This is a genomic window from Sphingobium indicum BiD32 (assembly GCF_000382885.1).
GTDB classification, from domain to species: domain Bacteria; phylum Pseudomonadota; class Alphaproteobacteria; order Sphingomonadales; family Sphingomonadaceae; genus Sphingobium; species Sphingobium japonicum_C.
Window position 1 is genome coordinate 20717 of the sequence record NZ_CAVK010000143.1, and the last position, 19988, is coordinate 40704.

At 63.8% G+C, this 19988-nt stretch carries 20 protein-coding genes; 9 read left to right on the top strand and 11 right to left on the bottom strand.

Going from position 1 to position 19988, the window contains the following annotated elements:
• Genes EBBID32_RS14305 through EBBID32_RS14315 form a run of 3 tightly spaced genes read right to left on the bottom strand, consistent with a single transcriptional unit; the run spans position 1 to position 3328 of the window.
• Positions 1-1257: an acetyl-CoA hydrolase/transferase family protein gene (locus EBBID32_RS14305; RefSeq protein WP_006959368.1), complete on the bottom strand. Its 1257-nt coding sequence runs from the start codon at positions 1255-1257 to the stop codon at positions 1-3.
• The gene (locus EBBID32_RS14310) at positions 1254-2147 is read right to left on the bottom strand and encodes an HpcH/HpaI aldolase/citrate lyase family protein (protein ID WP_006959369.1); all 894 of its coding nucleotides are present in this window, start codon (positions 2145-2147) and stop codon (positions 1254-1256) included. Before EBBID32_RS14310 ends, EBBID32_RS14305 begins: the two co-directional genes overlap by 4 nt.
• A 14-nt stretch (positions 2148-2161) precedes the next feature.
• The gene (locus EBBID32_RS14315) at positions 2162-3328 is read right to left on the bottom strand and encodes an acyl-CoA dehydrogenase family protein (RefSeq protein WP_037490878.1); all 1167 of its coding nucleotides are present in this window, start codon (positions 3326-3328) and stop codon (positions 2162-2164) included.
• Between the two features lie 183 nt (positions 3329-3511).
• Between EBBID32_RS14315 and EBBID32_RS14320 the strand changes: the two genes are divergently transcribed.
• On the top strand, positions 3512-4693 hold the full coding sequence (locus tag EBBID32_RS14320) for a CaiB/BaiF CoA transferase family protein (RefSeq protein WP_006959373.1): 1182 nt from the start codon (positions 3512-3514) through the stop codon (positions 4691-4693).
• A gap of 104 nt (positions 4694-4797) precedes the next feature.
• A complete protein-coding gene (locus EBBID32_RS14325) occupies positions 4798-6195 on the top strand; it encodes an aromatic ring-hydroxylating oxygenase subunit alpha (protein WP_231382207.1) in 1398 nt (465 codons plus the stop codon).
• A gap of 149 nt (positions 6196-6344) precedes the next feature.
• On the opposite strand, the gene EBBID32_RS14330 is transcribed toward EBBID32_RS14325, so the two are convergent.
• A complete protein-coding gene (locus tag EBBID32_RS14330) occupies positions 6345-7259 on the bottom strand; it encodes an acyl-CoA dehydrogenase family protein (RefSeq protein ID WP_006959377.1) in 915 nt (304 codons plus the stop codon).
• A complete protein-coding gene (locus EBBID32_RS14335; protein WP_006959378.1) occupies positions 7259-8404 on the bottom strand; it encodes an acyl-CoA dehydrogenase family protein in 1146 nt (381 codons plus the stop codon). The genes EBBID32_RS14330 and EBBID32_RS14335 overlap by 1 nt, the downstream gene beginning before the upstream one ends.
• A 115-nt stretch (positions 8405-8519) precedes the next feature.
• Here EBBID32_RS14335 and EBBID32_RS14340 point away from each other — a divergent pair, with 115 nt between their 5' ends.
• From EBBID32_RS14340 to EBBID32_RS24965, 5 genes are all read left to right on the top strand, one after another.
• Entirely contained in the window at positions 8520-8840 is a 321-nt protein-coding gene (locus EBBID32_RS14340; protein ID WP_006959380.1) for a Rieske (2Fe-2S) protein, read from the top strand.
• A gap of 92 nt (positions 8841-8932) precedes the next feature.
• Entirely contained in the window at positions 8933-10126 is a 1194-nt protein-coding gene (locus tag EBBID32_RS14345) for an acyl-CoA dehydrogenase family protein (protein ID WP_006959381.1), read from the top strand.
• Entirely contained in the window at positions 10123-11070 is a 948-nt protein-coding gene (locus tag EBBID32_RS14350; protein WP_006959383.1) for an acyl-CoA dehydrogenase family protein, read from the top strand. The genes EBBID32_RS14345 and EBBID32_RS14350 overlap by 4 nt, the downstream gene beginning before the upstream one ends.
• A gap of 24 nt (positions 11071-11094) precedes the next feature.
• The gene (locus tag EBBID32_RS14355; RefSeq protein WP_006959384.1) at positions 11095-12990 is read left to right on the top strand and encodes a hypothetical protein; all 1896 of its coding nucleotides are present in this window, start codon (positions 11095-11097) and stop codon (positions 12988-12990) included.
• On the top strand, positions 12902-13189 hold the full coding sequence (locus tag EBBID32_RS24965; RefSeq protein WP_231382208.1) for a PKD domain-containing protein: 288 nt from the start codon (positions 12902-12904) through the stop codon (positions 13187-13189). The genes EBBID32_RS14355 and EBBID32_RS24965 overlap by 89 nt, the downstream gene beginning before the upstream one ends.
• Position 13190: 1 nt before the next feature.
• On the opposite strand, the gene EBBID32_RS14360 is transcribed toward EBBID32_RS24965, so the two are convergent.
• Entirely contained in the window at positions 13191-14204 is a 1014-nt protein-coding gene (locus EBBID32_RS14360) for an aldo/keto reductase (RefSeq protein WP_006959388.1), read from the bottom strand.
• 139 nt (positions 14205-14343) lie between these two features.
• Here EBBID32_RS14360 and EBBID32_RS14365 point away from each other — a divergent pair, with 139 nt between their 5' ends.
• Positions 14344-15246: a dienelactone hydrolase family protein gene (locus EBBID32_RS14365; RefSeq protein WP_006959390.1), complete on the top strand. Its 903-nt coding sequence runs from the start codon at positions 14344-14346 to the stop codon at positions 15244-15246.
• Between the two features lie 42 nt (positions 15247-15288).
• On the opposite strand, the gene EBBID32_RS14370 is transcribed toward EBBID32_RS14365, so the two are convergent.
• Positions 15289-16275: an alpha-ketoacid dehydrogenase subunit beta gene (locus tag EBBID32_RS14370; RefSeq protein WP_006959392.1), complete on the bottom strand. Its 987-nt coding sequence runs from the start codon at positions 16273-16275 to the stop codon at positions 15289-15291.
• Entirely contained in the window at positions 16272-17267 is a 996-nt protein-coding gene (locus EBBID32_RS14375; RefSeq protein WP_037490883.1) for a thiamine pyrophosphate-dependent dehydrogenase E1 component subunit alpha, read from the bottom strand. Before EBBID32_RS14375 ends, EBBID32_RS14370 begins: the two co-directional genes overlap by 4 nt.
• A gap of 139 nt (positions 17268-17406) precedes the next feature.
• Between EBBID32_RS14375 and EBBID32_RS14380 the strand changes: the two genes are divergently transcribed.
• The gene (locus EBBID32_RS14380) at positions 17407-17679 is read left to right on the top strand and encodes a hypothetical protein (protein WP_037490885.1); all 273 of its coding nucleotides are present in this window, start codon (positions 17407-17409) and stop codon (positions 17677-17679) included.
• On the opposite strand, the gene EBBID32_RS14385 is transcribed toward EBBID32_RS14380, so the two are convergent.
• From EBBID32_RS14385 to EBBID32_RS14395, 3 genes are read right to left on the bottom strand one after another with little or no spacing between them, the layout of a single operon-like run.
• The gene (locus EBBID32_RS14385) at positions 17676-18410 is read right to left on the bottom strand and encodes a DUF2889 domain-containing protein (RefSeq protein ID WP_006959398.1); all 735 of its coding nucleotides are present in this window, start codon (positions 18408-18410) and stop codon (positions 17676-17678) included. The genes EBBID32_RS14380 and EBBID32_RS14385 overlap by 4 nt on opposite strands.
• 6 nt (positions 18411-18416) lie before the next feature.
• Positions 18417-19586: a thiolase family protein gene (locus tag EBBID32_RS14390; protein WP_051093354.1), complete on the bottom strand. Its 1170-nt coding sequence runs from the start codon at positions 19584-19586 to the stop codon at positions 18417-18419.
• Complete coding sequence (locus tag EBBID32_RS14395; RefSeq protein WP_006959403.1) at positions 19583-19987, bottom strand: Zn-ribbon domain-containing OB-fold protein; 405 nt, start codon at positions 19985-19987, stop codon at positions 19583-19585. Before EBBID32_RS14395 ends, EBBID32_RS14390 begins: the two co-directional genes overlap by 4 nt.
• Position 19988: the final 1 nt, after the last annotated feature.

Genomic DNA, 19988 nt, shown 5'->3' on the forward strand with positions numbered 1-19988 from the left:
TCAAAATCCCCTTTGCGCGATGATATGGGCAGCCCGATCGAGTTCCTCGCGGAAGTCGGGATGGGCAATGGCGATCAGGCGGCGGGTGCGTTCGGCGAGGCTCTGCCCCTTGAGTTCCGCTGCGCCATATTCGGTGACGATGACGTCCACGTCGGTGCGGGCGGTGGTGACCGGGCCGGATAGATGGGCGACGATCTTACTGAGCGTGCCGCCCTTGGCCGAGGCGGACAGCGCGATGATCGAGCGGCCGCCGGGCGATCTGGCCCCGGCGCGGACGAAGTCGACCTGGCCGCCGGTGCCGCCCAGATAGGCCGCGCCCGATTGTTCGGCATTGACCTGCCCGGTAAGGTCAACCTCCAGCGCGGAGTTGATGGTCACCAGACGGGACAGCCGCCCCAATATGGCGGCGTCATGGGTGTAGCTGGTCGCGCACATGCGTATCGCTGGGTTGCGATGCGCCCAGTCGTAGAGGCGACGGGTGCCGATCAGTGCGCCATTGATCGAGACTCCGGGATCGACTTCCTTGCGGGCGTTGGTGATGACGCCCGCTTCGACCAGATCGACCAGGCCATCGCCCAACATGCCGGAATGGACGCCCAGATCCTTGCGGTCGTGGAGCAGGCGCAGGATCGCGTCGGGAACCGCCCCTACCCCGGTCTGGATCACCGCGCCGTCGCCGATATAGGCGGCGCAGTGACGGGCAATGGCTTCGTCAGTCGGGCCGATCGCGGCGGCGGCAACCTCGACCGGGGGCCGATTGACATGGATGGCCACGTCGATGGCCGAGGCCGGGATGGTTTCACCCGGCGTGAAAGGGACCGCTTCGTTGATTTCGGCGATAACGATACGGGCCTTGTCCACGGCGGCACGGACATAATCGCTGATCAGGCCGCAGCTGTGATTGCCATGTTCGTCGGCAGGGCTGAGCTGAATCATTGCGACGTCGCAGGGGATGATTCCGGCGGCGATCAGCGGTGCGACCTGGCTGACATGGACGGGGATGACCTGGAGCTTGCCCGCTCTGGTCATCGACCGCAGCGCGCCGATAGCGCCCATGCTGGAAAGCGCAAAGCTGTCGGCGGTGGCGGGGGTGAAGAGACCGGAGAAGCTGGTGGCGATGAAGGCGGACAGGCCAGGAATATCCCGGCCTTGTTTGATCAGCGCCTCGACCAAAGTGGTGGGTTCGCCGCAGGCCTGGCCCAGGACGATATGGTCGCCGGGCCTTAACCCGACACTGAGCTGAACATGTTGCGTCATGTTAACCCGGCCTGTTTGAGCAGTTGTTCAGCACGGCTGAGATAGGGCCGATCAAGCATCCCGCCCTTATAGCCGATCGCGCCCACGCCGGGATTTTTGGCAAATATATCAACGATTTCCTTCGCTTGCGCGATTTCCTCTGCAGTCGGGGTGAAGGCCGCGTTGATGACATCGACCTGCGCCGGGTGGATCGCCAACATGCCGCGATAGCCGTCGCGACGGACCTTTTCGGCGCGCGCCTTCAAGCCGTCGAGATCGCGGAAATCGCCCTGGATCGTTTCGATTGCGGTCACGCCTGCCGTGGCGGCACCCAGCAGGCACATGGAGCGGGCCAGTTCATAGGTGAAGCCATAGCTACCATCTTCATTGCGGTTGCTGCTGGCCCCAATCGAATCGGCCAGATCCTCCGCACCCCAGGTCAGCGCGACGACGCGCGGTGCGCCCTTGTAGCTGCCGGTGTGGAACATGGCCTCAGCGGTTTCAGTGACCAGCACGATCAGCGGGGTGGAGCCTTGTTCGATGCCGTTGGCGACTTCGAGCGCGGAAAGATAATGGTCGAGCCGGTCGACATCCTGCCGTCCATAGACTTTGGGCAGCATGATGCCGCCCGGCCGGGCGGGCATGATCGCGGCGAGATCGAGCAGGGTGTAGGGACCATCGAGCGGATTGATCCGTACCCACAGACGTTCGCGCCCTTCCGTGCGGCTGGCGAGAAAATCATGGACGAGTTTGCGCGCGAGCACCTTGTTTTCGGTGGCGACGGCATCTTCCAGATCGAACAGCGCAATGTCGGCGGCGCTGTCGGCGGCCTTGGCCATCTTCTTGTCGCTGTCGCCCGGCGCAAACAGCCAGGAACGCATCTTGATCGAAAGATTTGCGGGTGTGGACATGATCTTCTCTCCGGTCAGTAGGATTTGGGCAAGTCCAACACTTTTTCGGCGAGAAAGTTAAGTATCATATGCGGGCTGACCGGCGCGGTGCGCGGAATTAGCACTTCGCGCAGCAGCCGTTCGACATGATATTCCTGCGCATAGCCCATGCCGCCCAGCGTCAGCATGGCGGTATGGCAGGCTTCAAACGCAAATTCGGCGGCGAGATATTTGCCGGCATTGGCTTCGACACCGCAATCCTCGCCCTTGTCGAATTTGGTCGCGGCCTGCATCACCATCAGGTTGGCGGCCTCCAGCTGCGCCCAGCATTTGGCCAGCGGGTGCTGTATTCCCTGGTTCATGCCGATCGGCCGGTCGAACACGATGCGTTCGCGGGCATAGCGCGCCGCGCGCTGGATCGCGTTGCGGCCGATACCGATCGCTTCGGCGCCGAGCAATATGCGTTCGGGGTTCAGCCCTTTGAGGATGATACGGAAGCCCTGCCCTTCCTCGCCGATACGATCCTCTTCGGGAATGAAAAGATCGTTTATGAACAGCATGTTGGAGCCGACCGCGTGGCGGCCCATTTTCGGGATCAAGCGATGTTCGATCTTTGTGCGGTCCAGCCTGGTGAAGAAAAGCGAGAGGCCGTGGGTCTTGTTCTCCACCTCGTCAATCGGCGTGGTGCGCGCGAGCAGCATCATACGATCGGCGACATGCGCGTTGGTGATCCAGATCTTCTCGCCATTGACGCGATAGCCGCCCGCCTCCCGCACGGCGCGGGTCTTGAGCTTGGTCGTGTCGAGTCCGGTATTCGGCTCGGTGACGGCGAAGCACATCTTTTCCGCGCCCGACAGGATCGGCGGGATCATCCGCTGCTTCTGTTCCTCCGTCCCGAACAGGTCGATCGGTTCCAGGCTGAACACCGGGCCGTGGATCGTGGAAGCGGCGGTCATGCCGCCGCCCGCTTCGGCCACCGCCTGCATCATGATCGCCGCTTCGGTAATACCAAGACCCGCGCCGCCGACCGATTCCGGCATGGCAACACCCAGCCAGCCTGCCTGTGCCATCGCCCGGTAAAAATCGTCGGGAAACTGGGTGTCATGATCGCGCGCCAGCCAATAATCGTCGCTGAACGCGCTGCATTGGGCCAGCACGGCGTCACGAATATTCTGCTGGTCGTCGGTAAAGGCAAAATCCACGTTTCTGGCCCTGCTTGCCGCATCGTCGCGGTCCATGATTTCCTGACTTTGGGGTATCAGCGAGAAATGGACCGCACAATCGAACGGCTGTTCAGCACTCGACATATCGGTGGGGCGAAGCGGTTGGCCATGGCATCCGCGCACATCCTGTCCTAGCCCGATGGCATGGAACAGGAGAATATAATGGGCGAGCCAAAGGCGCATGGCGGACCGCTGACAGGCGTGCGGGTGGTCGACCTGACCGCGATGATCTTTGGCCCCTATGCCACGCAGATCATGGCCGATATGGGCGCGGACGTCATCAAGGTGGAGCCGCCGGGCGGCGGCGACCAGACCCGCTATATCAACGGCGGCAATGCGCCGGATCTGGGCGGGGTGTTCACCAACGTCAATCGCGGCAAGCGCAGCATCGTGCTGGATCTGACGCTGGATGCCGACAAGGATGTGCTGCGCGCGCTGATCGCGACGGCCGATATCTTCATCCATTCGATGCGGGGCAAGGCCATCGCCAGGCTGGGGTTCGATTATGCGGCGGTCAAGGCGATCAAGCCAGACATCGTCTATACCAATTGCTATGGCTATAGCCGTCGCGGGCCGGATTGCGACAAGCCCGCCTATGACGACACGATCCAGGCCGAATGCGGCATCCCGCATTTGCAGGGATTGATGACCGGCAAGCCTGATTTCATGGCGACGATCATCGCCGACAAGGTCGCGGGACTGACCGGGCTATACGCCACGATAATGGCGCTGTTCCACCGCGAACGCACTGGCGAGGGACAAGAGGTCGAAGTCGGCATGTTCGAGACGATGGCGTCCTTCATGCTGACCGAACATGCCAGCGGGATGCTGTTCAATCCGCCGATCGGGCCAGCCAACTATCACCGGGTGGTGGCGCGCAACCGCAAGCCCTATGCAACCAAGGACGGGTATGTCGCGGCGCTCGTCTATAATGACAAGCATTGGAACGCCTTCATGGGCGCGGTGCGGCCGGAATGGGCGAGCGAGGAATTTGACAGCCTGCCCAAGCGGGCGAAGCAGATCGACCGGGTCTATGGCCTGCTGGGCGGGACATTTGCGCAGCGCACGACGCAGGAATGGCTGGATTTGCTGGAACAGCTCCACATTCCCGCCGCGCCGCTGCGCACGACCGATGAACTGTTCGGGAATGAGCATCTGAACGCCATCGGTTTTTTCGAGACGGTGGAGACGGAGCATGGCGCGGTGCGTTTTCCGGGCGTTCCGACCTGGTTTTCGGCGACGCCGGGCAAGGTGGCTGGCGGCGCGCCGGGACTGGGCGCGCATGGGGATGAAGTGCGGGAGGAATTGCGCGATTCCTCCCCTGCAAAGGGAGGATTGTTATAGATTCCACCGCCACGGCGATGAAGCGGGGCGGGTGCCCGATCCGTCTTGAACACCCCTCTCCAGCCTTTACCCTTCTGTGTCAAACAGACAGCGGACAGGGTGATATGGCAGAGGTTATGGCAGCGACGACATCGGTTCCGTTCGAGATTACCGATCCCGAACGCATCCCCACGCCGCGCTATTATGATGAAGGCTTCTACAAGCGCGAGTGCGAGGAGCTGTGGCCCCATGTCTGGCAGATGGCCTGCCGCGTCGAACAGCTGCCGGAAGTCGGCGACTGGATCGAATATAGTAATCTGGGCCAGTCGATCATCATCGTGCGGACCAAGGACGGCATCCGCGCCTTTCACAATGCCTGCCGCCATCGCGGTGTGCCGCTGACCGAAGGCAGCCATGGCAATTGCAAGGGCAAGGGGTTCATCTGTCCCTTCCATGGCTGGCGCTGGAATATCGAGGGGAAGAACAGCTTCGTCTATGGCCGCCATATGTTCAGCGAAGGGCAACTGGACGAGGACGACCTGGCGCTGCGCCCGTGCCGCAGCGAAATCGAGATGGGCTGCGTATTCATCAATTTCGATGATGATGCGCCGGGATTCCGGCAGCAGCTGGGGCCGCTGGCCGCCGGGCTGGACGCCTATCATGCCGACAAGATGCGCGCGGAATGGCAATTCGCCACGGTGCTGCCCGCCAACTGGAAGATCGCGATGGAAGCCTTCATGGAAGGCTATCATGTCATGCGGACGCACCCCCAGCTCCAGCAGAAGGTGCCGATCCTCTACAATATGATGTACGGCATGGATACGGGCGGGATCGGCGTGCCGATCAATCCCAACCGGTCGATGAAGGACAATATCATCGATCAGGTCGAACATATGCAATTGCTGAGCGATGGCATGGCGGGCATGTGCCATGCCAAGGATGTGGCGGTGGCGCGCACGCTGATCGACGTGGAATTGCCCGACGATCCGGGTCAGGCGATCATGCAATGGTTCGGCATGGTCAATCATTGCGTCACGCAGGCGGCGCAGGCGCGCGGCGAACCGGCACCCGACCTTAATCACATTGCGGTCAACACGCCGGTCAAGGCGGTGGAATATATCTTCCCCAATTATTTCCTGCTGCCGTTCCTGTCGAGCATGGCAGCATACCGCATCAGGCCGCTTGGCCCCGAAAGCTGCCTGTTCGAGCTATGGTCGCTGACGCATTTCCCGGAAGGTCAGGAACCAGCGCCGGTGATGGAAGCGGTGATGCTGCCCTATGACAGCGATCAGTTCCCGATGATCCCGCGTCAGGATTACAGCAACATCCCGATCCAGCAGAAGGGACTGCACGCCAAAGGCTTCGACTTCATGCGGCTGTCGAAGGATATTGAGGGGCTGATTTCCAACTATCAGCGGATCATCGACGGCTATCTGAAGGGCGTAGAGCCGGAGAAACTGAGCGCGGCGACCCAGAAGCTGGCGGGGAATTTCGACGGGCCGATTTTGGACCTGGGGTTTTAGGCTGCACTCTACTCCGTTCGTGCTGAGTAGGGACTGAGCGAAGCCGAAGGCCCGTATCGAAGCATCATGTGCTGCGCCTGATCCTTCGATACGCCATTTCGACTTCGCTCAATGGCTACTCAGGACGAACGGGGTGAGTGGGTTACAGTTCAGCCCCAAAGCGCCTCCGCGGCGGCCAATCCCTGTCCGCCGCGGCCGCGCAGGTCGCCGACCAGCGCTTTGAGACGATAGGTCCACAGGTGCAGCGGATGTTCGAGCGTCACGCCCATCGCGCCGAAAAACTGGTGGAAGTCGTACACAGTGGCGCGGGCCGATTCCTGTGCGTGCAGGGCAGCTAGCGCCGCGTCGCCGGGGTCGAGCGTCGCGGCGGCTTTGAGCGCCAGCCAGCGCACGCCATTGGCGCGCACCTGCGCTTGCGCGAGGCGGTGGCGCAGCGCCTGGAAGGTGGCGAGCGGACGGCCGAATTGCTGGCGGTCGGTGACATGGGCGACGGTGATGTCGAGCGCGGCGGCGAGGAGGCCGGCGGCTTCGGCGGCGAGCGCGATGCGCCAGCGGATCAGGACTTCGCTGGCGGGGATGGCGTGCAGGGTGCGTTCCGCTGGCACGGTGAGCAGCGTGGCCATGGGGTAGCCGTAGAGCGCTTCGGGTTCGGGACGGACCTGCGCGGCGGTGGCAGTGAAGGTCGAGACGCCGGAGGGGCCGACGAGCAGCACGGTCGCACCTTCACGCAGGAAGCGGATGGGGCGTGTGGTGCGGCCTTCTTCCACCAGACAGAGCGGGCGCGGCAGATCGCCGCCGAGCAGCGGGCGGATCAGCGCGCTGGCGGCGGCTTCGACCGTTTGCGGCAGACGGGCGAGGCGTTCGACCACCAGCGCGGCGGAGACTGCGCCCAGATCGGGATCGAAACCAATGTCGAGAAAGCCGCCTTCGGCCAGATCGCGATCCAGTTGCGCGTCGGGCAGGGCGAAGCCTGCCTCATGCAGCGACGCGCCCGCATAGGGACGGGTCAGCGTGTCGATCGCGTCGAGGATCGCGACCTGATCGTCAGTGAGCGAGAGGTCCATCAGCGCGGCTCCCTGGGCAATTTGAGGACATCGGTGGCGATGATGTTGAGCTGGATTTCCGCTGCGCCTGCCGCGATGCCCGCAACGATGCCGCGCTGGTGATGCATCTTGAGATAGGGATGGGCGTCGGCCAGCGCTTCGGGCAGATATTCGACGATAAATTCGCACACCCGCCGTTCGGCCATGACGGTAGCGAAGCGGGCGGAGCTGGATTCCGCGCCGATCGCTTCGCCCTTGGCACGGCGGTCGACGATGGCGTAGCTGGCCATGCGGGCGGCTTCGGTCAGCGCTGCGCAATGTGCGGCTTCGATTTTCACCGCCTCACCGTCGAACTCATCTTGTGCTTTCAAAATGGAGACGGCGCGGTCGAGCGCGGCGCGGGCCAGCGCGTAACGCGGGATGCCGAGCCGTTCGTTGGTGAGCGAATAGCCGATGATTTCCCACGCCTGCCCTTCGTCGCCAAGCCGCGCGGTGACGGGGACTATGACATCGTCGAAAAAGACTTCGTGGATGTCGCCTTCGCCGATCAGCGAGGGGATTTGCCGGACGGTGATGCCGGGCGTGTCCATCGGCACGAGCAGGATGGAAATGCCGCGCTTGCGATCGTCGCTGGTGCGGCAGACGAGGAAACAGGTGTCGGCAAGGCCGGCATAGCTGGTCCAGATTTTCTGGCCCGTGACGCGGTATTGGTCGCCATCCCTTTCCGCGCGGGTGCGCAGCGAGGCGAGATCGGAGCCGGAGCCGGGTTCGGAAAAGCCCTGGCACCACAGTGCCTTGCCTTCCGCGATCGGGGGCAGATAGCGGGCCTGCTGATCGGGGGAGCCGTAGCGGATCAGCGTCGGGCCGATCCAGTTGACGTTCATATATTGGCCACCACGCGGTTCGCCCGCGATCCACATTTCCTCGGCCAGGATGGTCTGGTGCCAAGGGTCCAGCCCCTGCCCGCCCAGTTCGACCGGCCAGTGGGGGATCAGCAACCCCTGCTCTGCCAATGTGCCACAGAAGCTTTCGGCATATCTGGTGAGCGCGGGCGAGGCCGGGCCATGCTGCGAAAAACGCTCCCAGTCGTCCGGCAGCGTGTCGGCCAGCAGCGCGCGCAGCCGGTCGCGGAAGGCGGTTTCCTGATCTGTCCAGTCAAAGTCCATATCATGCTGATTAAGGGATGGAGCGGGGCGAGAATAGACGCGGCACCAAGAGAACGCCCCGGTGATATGGCATCGACGGACTTGGCCCAATGGCCATGCGAGTTAAAAATGGGGCATGGATATGGACGATACCCGCTTCACCCCCCTGTTGCCGCTGGACGATGTACCCGAAGGCAAAACCGTCGCCGTCGAGGCAGGCGGGCGCGCGATCATGCTGTGTCATTTTGAGGGGCGCATCCATGCGCTCGATAATATCTGTTCGCACGCGCAGGAGCCGCTGGCATGCGGGCGGATGCGGCTGGGCTGGATCGCCTGCCCCGCCCATGGCGCACGGTTCGATCTGGAGACCGGCGAGGCGCTGACCGGGCCGGCGCGCGACCCGATCGCCACCTATAAGGTGCGGGTGGTGGACGCGATGATCGAGGTGGCATTGTAGCGTATCGCCTTGGGGATATCACGGGGCCGCCTCTTGCGCGGACAGCCCGAAGTGCGGCCTAGCTGATATATATTTTGTGGAGGCACGGGACTTTGAGCGAGGCACTGGACAGCTTGCGGCAGGAGGTGCGCGATTGGCTCGCCATTCATGCGCCCAAGGACTGGCGTGGCCAAAGCACGAGCGAGGCGGCCTTTCTGGAATTGCAGCGCAGCTGGTTCGCGACGCTCGCCAAGGCAGGCTATGCCGTGCCGCACTGGCCGGAAAACTGGCCGGGTGGCGGGCGGTCGCTGGCGCAGCAGAAGGTGATTTACGAGGAATTTGCGCGGGCCGATACGCCGCGCCTGCTCTTGTCCTTCATGTCCACCTATCATGCCGCCTCCACCCTGTTTGAATGGGGCAGCGAGGAACAGAAGCAACGCTATATTCCGCGTATCCTTGAAGGCGAAATCTGGTGTCAGGGCTTTTCCGAGCCGGGCGCTGGGTCGGACCTGGCGGCGCTGCGCACGCGGGCGGAGCGGAAGGGTGACGTCTATGTCGTCAACGGCCAGAAACTGTGGTCGACCATGGGGCAGTTTGCCGACCAATGCCTGCTGCTGGTGCGCACCAGCAGCGAGGGCGTGAAGCAAGCCGGGCTGACCTATTTGCTGCTGGACCTGAAGGCGCCGGGGGTGACCGCGCGGCCGATCCACCAGATTCATGGCGATGAGGAATTTGCCGAAATCTTCCTCGACAATGTCGAGATTCCGGTCGCTGACCGGCTGGGCGAGGAAGGGCAAGGCTGGGCCGTGGCGCAATCGACCCTGTCGTCCGAGCGCGGACTGACCCTGCTGGAGCTGAGCGCGCGGATGCGTGGCGCGCTGTGGCGGATCGGCGACCTCATTCGCGCGAACGGGCGCGGCGAGGATGCAGGCGTGCTGCGCGATTTCGGGCGGCTGGCGAGCAAGGTGGATGCGACCTGCGCCGTCGCCGACCAGTTTCTGGCCAATCGGATCGCGGGTGAAGAGCGGGTCGGCGACGCCTCCATCGTCAAGCTGGCCTATTCGCGAACGTTGCGGGAATTCACATCGCTGGGGCTGCGGATCGGCGGGCTGGAGGCGCAATATCATGCGCCGATCACCTTTGGCGGGGGCATGGAGACGGGCAACTGGATGGCCGATTTCATGAACAGCTATGCCTGGACGATTGCGGGCGGCAGCGACGAGGTCCAGCGCAACATCATCGCCGAACGCCTGCTGGGAATGCCGCGTGAACCCAAAAACTGGTTCGTGAAGGAGGGCGCGGCATGAGCATGACCAGAGCCGAATTGCAGGACGCGGCGGCCAAGGCGTTTGACGGCAACCTGACCCCCGATGCGGCCCATAGCTGGAACCTGATTGCCGACATGGGATGGCTGATGATGGCCGTGCCGGAGGAGCAGGGCGGGCTGGGGCTGGGGCGCGCGGCGGCGGGGGTGATCCACCAGGCGCTTGGGCGGACATTGGTGGCGGGTCCGGCGATCGCGCAGATGCTGGTGATCGAGGCGCTGAGCGCGGCTGGCGGGCAGGATGAGTTGCTGGGCCGGGCGATGGCGGGTGAGGTGATGACGGCATCACTGGCGGACGGGCTGAGCGCCGTGCCGGATGCCGACCGGGCGAGTCATGTGTTGCAGGTGGAGGCGGGGATCATATCCTTGTTGCCGGTGGGCGATTTGGCCTTCACGGCGCGGACGACGTGGGACGGGACGCGACGCTTGTTCGATGTGGATGCGGGCGATGCGGCGGGGATAGTGTTGGCGACCGGCGACGCCGCGACGGCGCTGGCCAGTCGGCTGTCGGCGCTGCGCAGCGTCGCGCTGGCCGCCGACTGCCTGGGAGGCGCGGACGCGGCGCTGGCCATGTCGATCGATTATCTGGAGACGCGGCGGCAATTCGACCGGCCGCTGGCGCTGTTTCAGGCATTGAAGCATCGCGTTGCCGACATGAAAACCGCGCTGGTCGCAGCCGAGGCGCTGTTCTGGGCGCGGGCGAGCGACACGGCGGCGGACGCGGTGACGATGGGGGCGATGAAGGCCCATGCGGCGGGTGTCTATCGGCTGATCGCCGAGGAGGCGATCCAGCTGCATGGCGGCATTGGCCTGACGATGGAGCATCCCTGCCACCTGTTCCTGAAACGCGCGACACTGAACGCGGTGCTGGGCGGTGACGGCGATCATTGGGAAGAAGCAAGAGGACGGCAGGCGATGACCGCCTGACCGGCACGACGAGAGGACAAGAGCATGAAGGCTGGATTGATGGTCGCGGGATTCGCGACGCTATCACTGTTGATGGCTGTGCCGGCGGGTGCGGACCAGTCGGCCCAGCCAGCGCCCGCAGCTGACGCGATGTTTGCCCAGCCCTTTATCGACAAGGATGAATGGCGCGACGCGCCAGTGCGGCACCGCTATGTCCATGGCGGCTTTACCGGCACGGAGACGCGCTTTTCCTTCTATTTCCCCGACAAGGCGCACTATCAGGGACGCTTCTTCCAGCATATCACGCCAGTTCCCGACAGCGAGAATAACGGCCAATTGCCCAGCGTCGGCGAGGAGGACAAGGTCGGTTTTGCGCTCGCATCGGGCGGCTATTTCGTCGAGACCAATGGCGGCGGGCGCGGTCAGGTGGGTATGCCGGGCACAGGCGTAGACCCGACCATCGCCGCGTGGCGCGCCAATGCGGCAGCCGCAGCCTATTCGCGCGTGGTGGCGCAGCAAATGTATGGCGGCAAGCGACCCTATGGCTATGCCTATGGCGGCAGCGGCGGCGCGTTTCGCACGATCGGGTCGATCGAAAACAGCGCCGGCGTGTGGGACGGGGTGGTCCCCTATGTCATGGGATCGACGATGGCGATCCCCAATATGTTCACCGTGCGGATGCATGCGATGCGCATCTTGAAGGATCGCTGGCCACAGATCATCGACGCGGTCGAGCCGGGCGGCAGCGGCGATCCCTATGCCGGCCTCACCACGCGCGAAGCCGATGCGCTGCGCGAGGTGACGAAGATGGGCTTCCCCACGCCGTCCTGGTTTGGCTATCGCACCATGGGGGTGCATGGCTTTGCCGCCCTCTATCAGGGCATGGTGATGGCCGATCCCAGCTACTTCACCGATTTCTGGACCAAGCCGGGCTATCTAGGTTTCGACAATCCCGGCGATTTCGACGGCGCACGGGTGCAGCACAAGGCGCAGGTGATAGCGGCGATCACGGCGGCGGAGGCGGCGCGGCTGAAGCTCAACACCAGCGTGGTGGACGGGCGCAAGGATGGCGGGGTTGATAATGCCTTTGCCGCGTTGCAGGGCGAAGGGGCGCAGCTCATCGTCGCCTATCGCCTGTCGAGCGCGCCACCGGCTGTCGATTTTCTGGGTGGCGATCTGATATTGGCGGACGGACGGCGGCTGGCGCTCAGCCGGATCGTCGGGGATGTCGTCATTCTGGGCGTGGCTGATCCTGCGATCGCCGCCAGCGTGAAGGCGGGCGACACCGTGCAGGTGGACAACAGCAATTTCCTGGCCGCGCAGACCTATCATCGCCATCAGGTACCCGGACGCGACTTTCCGGTCTGGGACCAGTTTCGCAAGAGCGATGGTACCTCCATCTATCCGCAACGACCCATGATCCTTGGCCCCTTGTTCGTGCAGGCGACATCGGGATCGCAACTGACCGGCAAATTTGCGGGCAAGATGATCGTCGTGGAAAATCTGTGGGATCGAGAGGCGATGCCGTGGCAGGCGGACTGGTATCGCCAGCGGATTGCGGCGCATTTGGGCGCGGCGACGGACGACAATCTGCGGCTATGGTTTACCGACCATGCGCTGCATGGCGACAGCAGCCGACAGGAGGACCCGACCCGGACGGTCAGCTATCTGGTGCGTGCTGCAACAGGCGCTGCGCGACCTTTCGGCCTGGGTCGAACGGGGCGTCGCCCCGCCTGCCAGCACCGCTTATCGCATTGCCGACGGGCAAGTGATCGTCCCGACCGATGCGGCTGCGCGCAATGGCCTCCAGCCGATCGCGCAGGTCAGCGCCAATGGCGGCGTGAAGGCGCTGGTGAAGTCCGGCGCACCGGTCGCCTTTGCCGCCAGCATCGCCGTGCCGCCGGGCGCGGGGCAGATCGTGGCGGCGGAATGGGATTTTGAGGGCGACGGGACATTCCCGGTCAAGGCCGCCCTCCCCCGCCGCGCGGGCGCGACTGTGACGGTCCGGGCCAGCCACAGCTTCACCCGACCCGGCACCTATTTCCCGGCGCTGCGAGTGGTATCGCAACGGCAGGGTGACGCCATCACGCCCTTTGCCCGCATCCAGAATTTGGGGCGGGTGCGGGTCGTGGTGGAATAGGCTATTCGAGCGGTTCCCCATCCCATGTCTCGGTATCGATCTGCGCCTGCGCGGCGCGGGGATAGCGCGGGCCGGATACCGCACCGAAGCTGAACAGCGCATCGACCGCCGCCAGCGTGCTGGCGGACAGGTCGATCGCCAGCGTCGCCATATCCTCATCCAGATGGGCGATGCTGGTAGTGCCGGGGATGGCGACGACATAAGGGCGGCGCGACAATAGCCAGCCGAGCGACAGCTGTGCCATGGTGCAGCCCGCTTCCGCCGCGATGTGGCCAAAGGCAGCGGCGAGTTGAAGATTATGCGCCAGATGGGGGGCATGGAAACGCGGCATGGACGCGCGGACGTCTCCTGCCTCCACACCTTCCGGTCCCACCCCGCCCGCCAAGACGCCGCGTGCAACGGGGGAGAAGGCGACGAAGCCCACGCCCAGTTCGCCGCAAGCGTCCAGCACCGCGACTTCGGCATTGCGGCTCCAGGGCGAATATTCGGTCTGCATCGCCGCGATCGGGTGAACCGCATGAGCGCGGCGCAGCGTGGCGGCGGACATTTCCGACAGGCCGATCGCGCCGATCTTGCCCGCCTCCACCGCGCGGGACAGCGCGCCGACCGACTCCTCGATCGGCACATTGGGGTCGAGCCGGTGGAGATAGTAAAGGTCGATATGATCGACCTTCAGCCGCTGGAGCGAATCCTCCAGCGTCGCGGCGATCGCCTGGGGTGATCCGTCAATGCCGCGCTTGCCGTCCTTGCCGCCCAGCACGCATTTGCTGGCGAGGGTGAATGCGTCCCGTCGGTGCATGATGGTGCGGCCCAGCAATTCTTCATTGGCGCCAAAGCCGTAAAGCGCGGCGGTATCGAAGAAATCGACCCCGGCATCCAATGCGTGAAGCAACAGCCGTTCGGCCTGTTCGGGCGCGGGCCGGGGCAGATAGGCGTGGCTCAAATTCATACAGCCAAGGCCGATAGCCTTGACCGTGAAGGGACCGATGGTGCGGGGCGACAGCGGGGCAGTCATGTCCGGGCGGTAATCCTGTATCTATGGGGTTGGCTTCCCATAGCGAGGCTTTGCGGGTGCGGGCTATGAGTTTTTCTTGGCTTGTCCATGAAAGGCGGCAATAAACCTGCGGCGGTGGGCGTGAGGGAAGGACAGCAATATGACGCAGGATGCTGATATGAAGGGAGCCGCCGCCTATCCGCGCGCGGTGCTGGACCTGTTCGATGCCTATGTCCATGGCGCGATCGACCGGCGTGGGTTCCTGAGCCAATGCGCGCTCTATGTCGGCAGCACGACGGCGGCCACCGCGACGCTGGCGGCGCTCAGCCCCGATTTCGCGCGCGGCCAAGTGATCAAGCCCGACGACAAGCGGATCATCATCAGCCATGTCGATATTGACTCGCCGGCGGGCAACGGCACCGTGCGCGCCTATATCGCGCGACCGGCGGCGAAGAAGGGCGCGACGCTGCCGGTCATCATCGTCGCGCACGAAAATCGCGGGCTGAATCCGCATATCGAGGATATTGCCCGGCGGCTGGCGGTCGATGGCTATATGGCGGTGGCGCCCGACGCGCTGACGACGATCGGCGGCTATCCGGGGGATGAGGACAAAGCGCGCACTGCCTTTGCAACGCTGGACCGGGCCAAGATTGGCGAGGATTTTGTCGCGGCGGCGACTTATGCCCGGACGATGGCGGGCAGCAATGGCAAGATCGGTACGGTCGGTTTCTGCTTTGGCGGCTGGATCGCCAACCTGCTGGCAACGCGCCTGCCCGATCTGCGCGCCGCAGTGCCTTTCTATGGCAGCCCGCCGACGCTGGCCGACGTACCGAAGATCAAGGCGCAGTTGCTGATCCATTATGGCGGCAATGATGCGCGGACCAATGCGGCCTGGCCCGATTATGAGGCGGCGCTGAAGCAGGCAGGGACGCGCTACCAGGCCTATATTTACGACGGCGCGGAGCATGGCTTCAACAATGATACTACGCCGCGTTTCGACAAGGCGGCAGCGGACCTTGCCTGGGCGCGGACTTTGGCGCTGTTCCGCCAGACGATTGGCTGATTGTGGCTGTCCCGCCCGATGCGGCGGGACAGCCATCATAGGTCAGGCCATCAGTGCCTTGACCGTTTCGACCACGCGCTCTGGCGAGACGATGTAGGCGTCCTCCAGCACCTTGGCGAAAGGCACCGGCGAATAAGGCGCGCCGAGGCGGCGGACAGGTGCCTTCAACTGGCCAAACAACTCTTCGGCGATGGTAGAGGCGATTTCGCCGCCGGGGCCGAAATGGCGCACCGCTTCATGGGCGATGACCGCGCGGCCAGTCTTGGCAACCGACGCCAGCACCGCTTCCTTGTCCCAGGGCGATACTGTGCGCAGGTCGATCAGCTCGACCGAAATGCCCGCTTCCGCCAAGGGAGCCAGTGCCTGCTGGCAGCGGATCACCTGCGAGGACCAGGAGATGATGGTAACGTCGGTCCCTTCCTGCACCACCCGCGCCTTGCCCAGGGGAATAGGCGCCAGATCGTCAGGCACTTCGGCCGGGATGAACAGGGAGCCTGCGGATTCGATGAAGATGCAGGGGTCCGGGTCTTGAATACAGGAAAGTAGCAGCCCTTTATAATCGACCGGGTTGGACGGTGCGACGACCTTGATCCCGGCCGTATGGGCAAACCAGCCTTCCAGATGATCGGCATGTTGGCCCGCTGTCTGCCATCCTGCGCCCGTCAGGGTGCGGATCGTGATCGGCACGGTGCTTTGCCCGCCCGACATGAAGCGCAGCTTGGCCGCATGGTTGAAGATCATGTCCATCGCGACAGCGGTGAAGTTCATCAACATGATTTCGGCGACCGGCTTATAGCCGGCCAGCGCCGCGCCGATGGCGGCACCGATGATCGCCTGTTCCGAAATCGGGGTAGACTTGACCCGGTCGTCGCCAAATTTGGTCGACAGACCAGCGGTCGCGCCGGTGACGCCACCGCCTTCGCGATCGGCGATATCTTCGCCCAGCACGATCACCTTGTCATCATCGGCCATCGCCTGATGCAGTGCCGCATTGACGGCCTGGAGGCTGTTCATCTTCTTCGCGCTCATGCCGGGATCTCCTGCGCAAAAACATCGCGGCGGAGTTCGTCCACCGATGGCAAGGGGCTGGCGAGACCGAATTCCTGTGCGTCCTCAATCTCGGCCTCGATCGTCGCCTGCATCGCGGCCAGCGACTCATCGGTCGCGTGGCCCTGTTCGACCAACCATGCCTTGAAGGCGGGCAGCGGGTCTTTCGCGATCGCCGCCGCTTTCTCTTCCTTGGTCATATATTTGTCGTCGTCGCCCAACACATGGCCGTGGAAGCGGAAGGTCTTGCATTCCAGCAGGGTCGGCCCTTCGCCATCGCGCGCGCGGCTGATCGCTTCATGCGCGGCGGCGAACATCGCCAGCGGGTCATTGCCATCGACGGTATGGCCCGGCATCCCGTAGCCAATTGCGCGCTTGGCGATGAAGTCGACCGAGGTGCCATTTTCGTAGCGCGTATGTTCGGCAAAGCCGTTATTCTGGCACACGAAAATCACCGGCAGCTTCCACACCGACGCCAGATTGAGCGATTCATGGAAGGCGCCGATATTGGACGCGCCATCGCCGAAATAGGCAATGGTGACGCGCCGCGACCCGTCCAGCTTGGCTGCCCAGGCAAGGCCATTGGCGATCGGCATGGACGAACCGACAATGCCGGTCGTAACCATGACGCCGCTTTCGGGATGGGTCAGGTGCATCGGCCCGCCCTTGCCCTTGCAGGTGCCATCGACGCGGCCCGCGATTTCCGCCCAGAGCGGCCGCAGCGGCATGTCCTTGGCCACCATATCGTGGATGCCGCGATAGATGGTGCAGATCTTGTCATCGTCGGTCATCAGCGATGACAAGGTGGCGGGGATCACTTCCTGGCCCCGCGCCGAATAATAGGGCATGACCAGCCGCCCAAGGCGAATGGTCTTGCGGATGGCGTCGTCGTTGCGCTCGATACGGATCATGCGCCGGTAGATATCTACCAGCTGGTCCGGGGTAGGCGCCGGGGCGTTGCTCAGCTCTGCCATGATGTCCTCAAGATGGCCAATGGGATGCCCCTTGAATTGGCGCTCAGGGGCCATTGGTCAACTCGCCGGGGCGATATGTGGCCACCGCCTTGCAATGGCGGAAATGCTGGCCATTCTGGGAGGATGGAAAGAGGCGCGCATGACCGACAAGAGTGACATTATCAAGCAGGCGACCGAGCGCGTGTTGCAGCTGGAAGGCGAGCTGGAGGCCGAGGGCGCGGCATCAACGCAGGGCGACGAACTGGCCCATGCCCGCGCGATGCTGCACCAGTGGGTCGACAGCGTGGTGGCGGTCGTTTCCTCGCCCGGCGTTGGCCGCGTCTCGCTGATTCATGACGATGGGACGGAATCGCGGATATCCTCGCCCGCCCTGCCGTTTCGCCTGTCCCGTCCGGCGCGCTTCGACAGCTAGCGGGACGCGAAATTGGTGCCGTCAAAATGATCGAGCGGGGTCAATGGCGCGGCGGTGAAGTCGATCACCTTGCCAATGCGGATCGCCTTTGCCGCATTGTCGGGCTGAAAGGTGAAGCAATTGGGCGGCACCCGGCTAGCGGTGGATTGCCGCTCCATCGGAATCAGGCGGCCATTGGCGAGAATCGCGCCCCATTGCAGCAATTTGGCGGCTTCGCGATGCGGGCCGTCCAGCCCCTCGATCCAGTCGCGCAATTTCATGATCGACAGGCCCGCAATGGCAATGGGGGCTTCCATCACATGATTGCGGTGGGCGACCTGTAACAGCGGCATACCATCACGGCGGATTTCGGCGGTCGCCAGGCCGTCAATAGGATCGCAGGTGACGATGTCGTAGATGATAGTGTTGGTTTCACCGGCATGGGCGGCGGCCAGCACGGTCAGGTCGTGCAGATGGGTGCAGTTCGCCTTCTTTTCGCCGCGCGCGGGTATATCGGCCAGCGCGACGCCGGTGAAGGTCGCCGCCAGCACCGCAGGCGCACCGGGACAGGTGGTCCAGGGCACGCGCTCCATCACCGATTCGACGCTGGTGACGATCCCGTCGTCATGGCGCAGGATGACCGCCATGCAGTGATAATCATCCTCTAGTGCCGCGATCACCTGACCCGGCGCGGGCGTGACGCGGACGCGCCGCCGGAATCCGGGCAGCGTGTCGAGCGTGGCGCTGTCCATTTGTCGTCAGTCCTTGGCCAGCAACAGCGCCGCCGCCATCGGACCGCCGCCCGATGTCGCAATGGCGACACGGGGATCGCCGCCAATCTGGCGTGCGCCACCCTGTCCGCGTAGCTGGACGACCGCCTCATAGGCAAAGCCAAAGCCATGGAGCCGACCCCAGCCCAACTGGCCGCCGCCGGTGTTCATCGGCAGTGCGCCGTCGCGGGCGATGCGGGTGCCGCCTTCCAGGAAATGGCCACCTTCGCCCACGTCGCAAAAGCCCAGCCCTTCGAGCCAGGTGATCGGCTGAAAGGCAAAGCCGTCATAGAGCTGAACGGTATCGACGTCCTTCACGCTATAGTCGGTGTTGCGCCACAGGTCGCGGCCGGTGGGATAGGCACCCGCCCATTCGGCCTGGTCCCAGCTATAGCGTTCGACCGATCCGGCGCTGGCGGCGATGCGGATCGGCGTGGCCGTAACGTCCCCCAGCGCATCACCCGCCGAAACGATCACGACGGTGGAGGCATCGGTGAAGCGGTCGCAATCATAAAGGCAGAAGGGCGTGCTGATCATCCGTGCGGACATATATTCGTCCATGCTCAGCGGTTTCTTCACCAGCGCGCGCGGGTTGATCGCGGCATTGGCATGATCGTTGAGCGCGACCTGCGCCAGTTGCTCGCGAGTCAGGCCGTAGCGCTTCATGTGGCGCATCGCGAATTGCGCGGTCCAGTTGGCCGCAGAGAAAGCGCCAAAGGGGGAGACCCATTGGGAATTGCCCGACACATCCTTGCGCCGTTCCATAGGCGGGAATTCTTCGGGACGGGCAAGGGCGGCGGCTTCATAGACGGTGCGGAAGCAGAGGACGTGGCGGGCAAGCCCCGCCTTGACCGCATGGGCCGCCTCCACGATCGCGCCCAATTGCGCGGTCGATTCCGCCGCGCCGATATGCCAGCGAGTCTTGAGGCCCAGCACTTCGATCAGATCGTCCGAACTGACCGGCGAAAAGCCCAGGAAGCTCGGCATCTTGCCGGGATAGGTTGCGACGCCGTCAATCTGGTCGAGGGTCAGGCCCGCGTCGGCAATGGCTTCACGCACGGCATCGACCGTCAGCAACAGCGGCGAACGGGTCAGGCGAACGCCGACGTCGGACATGCCGATGCCCGTAATATAGGCTTCAGGCTGTGACATGCTCAGCCCACCTTCTCAAACAGGGGGAACCAGATGCCGTCCTGCTCCTCGAACAGGACACGGACCCGATCATCCATATCCACCGCATCGACCGGGCTGCCGACGATATTGGTGGTGAGATAGACGCCGGGCGCATCGTCCAGCTTCACCCGCGCAATGACGAAGGGGACGTCCATATCCTTGGCCCAGGCCTGATGATTGACGGTGTAGGTGTCGATCGTGCCGGTCCCTGCGACCGCATGGGGGGCAACATTTTCAGACTGGCAATGGCGGCAAAGCTCACGCGGGGGGTGGGTATATTGGCCGCAATCGCCGCAGCGCGTGATGTGCAGTTTCCCGTCCGCGCCCCCGGTCCAGAAGGCGCGGTTTTCCCGGTCGAGGCGTGGACGCGAGCGTTGCCAGGCCATG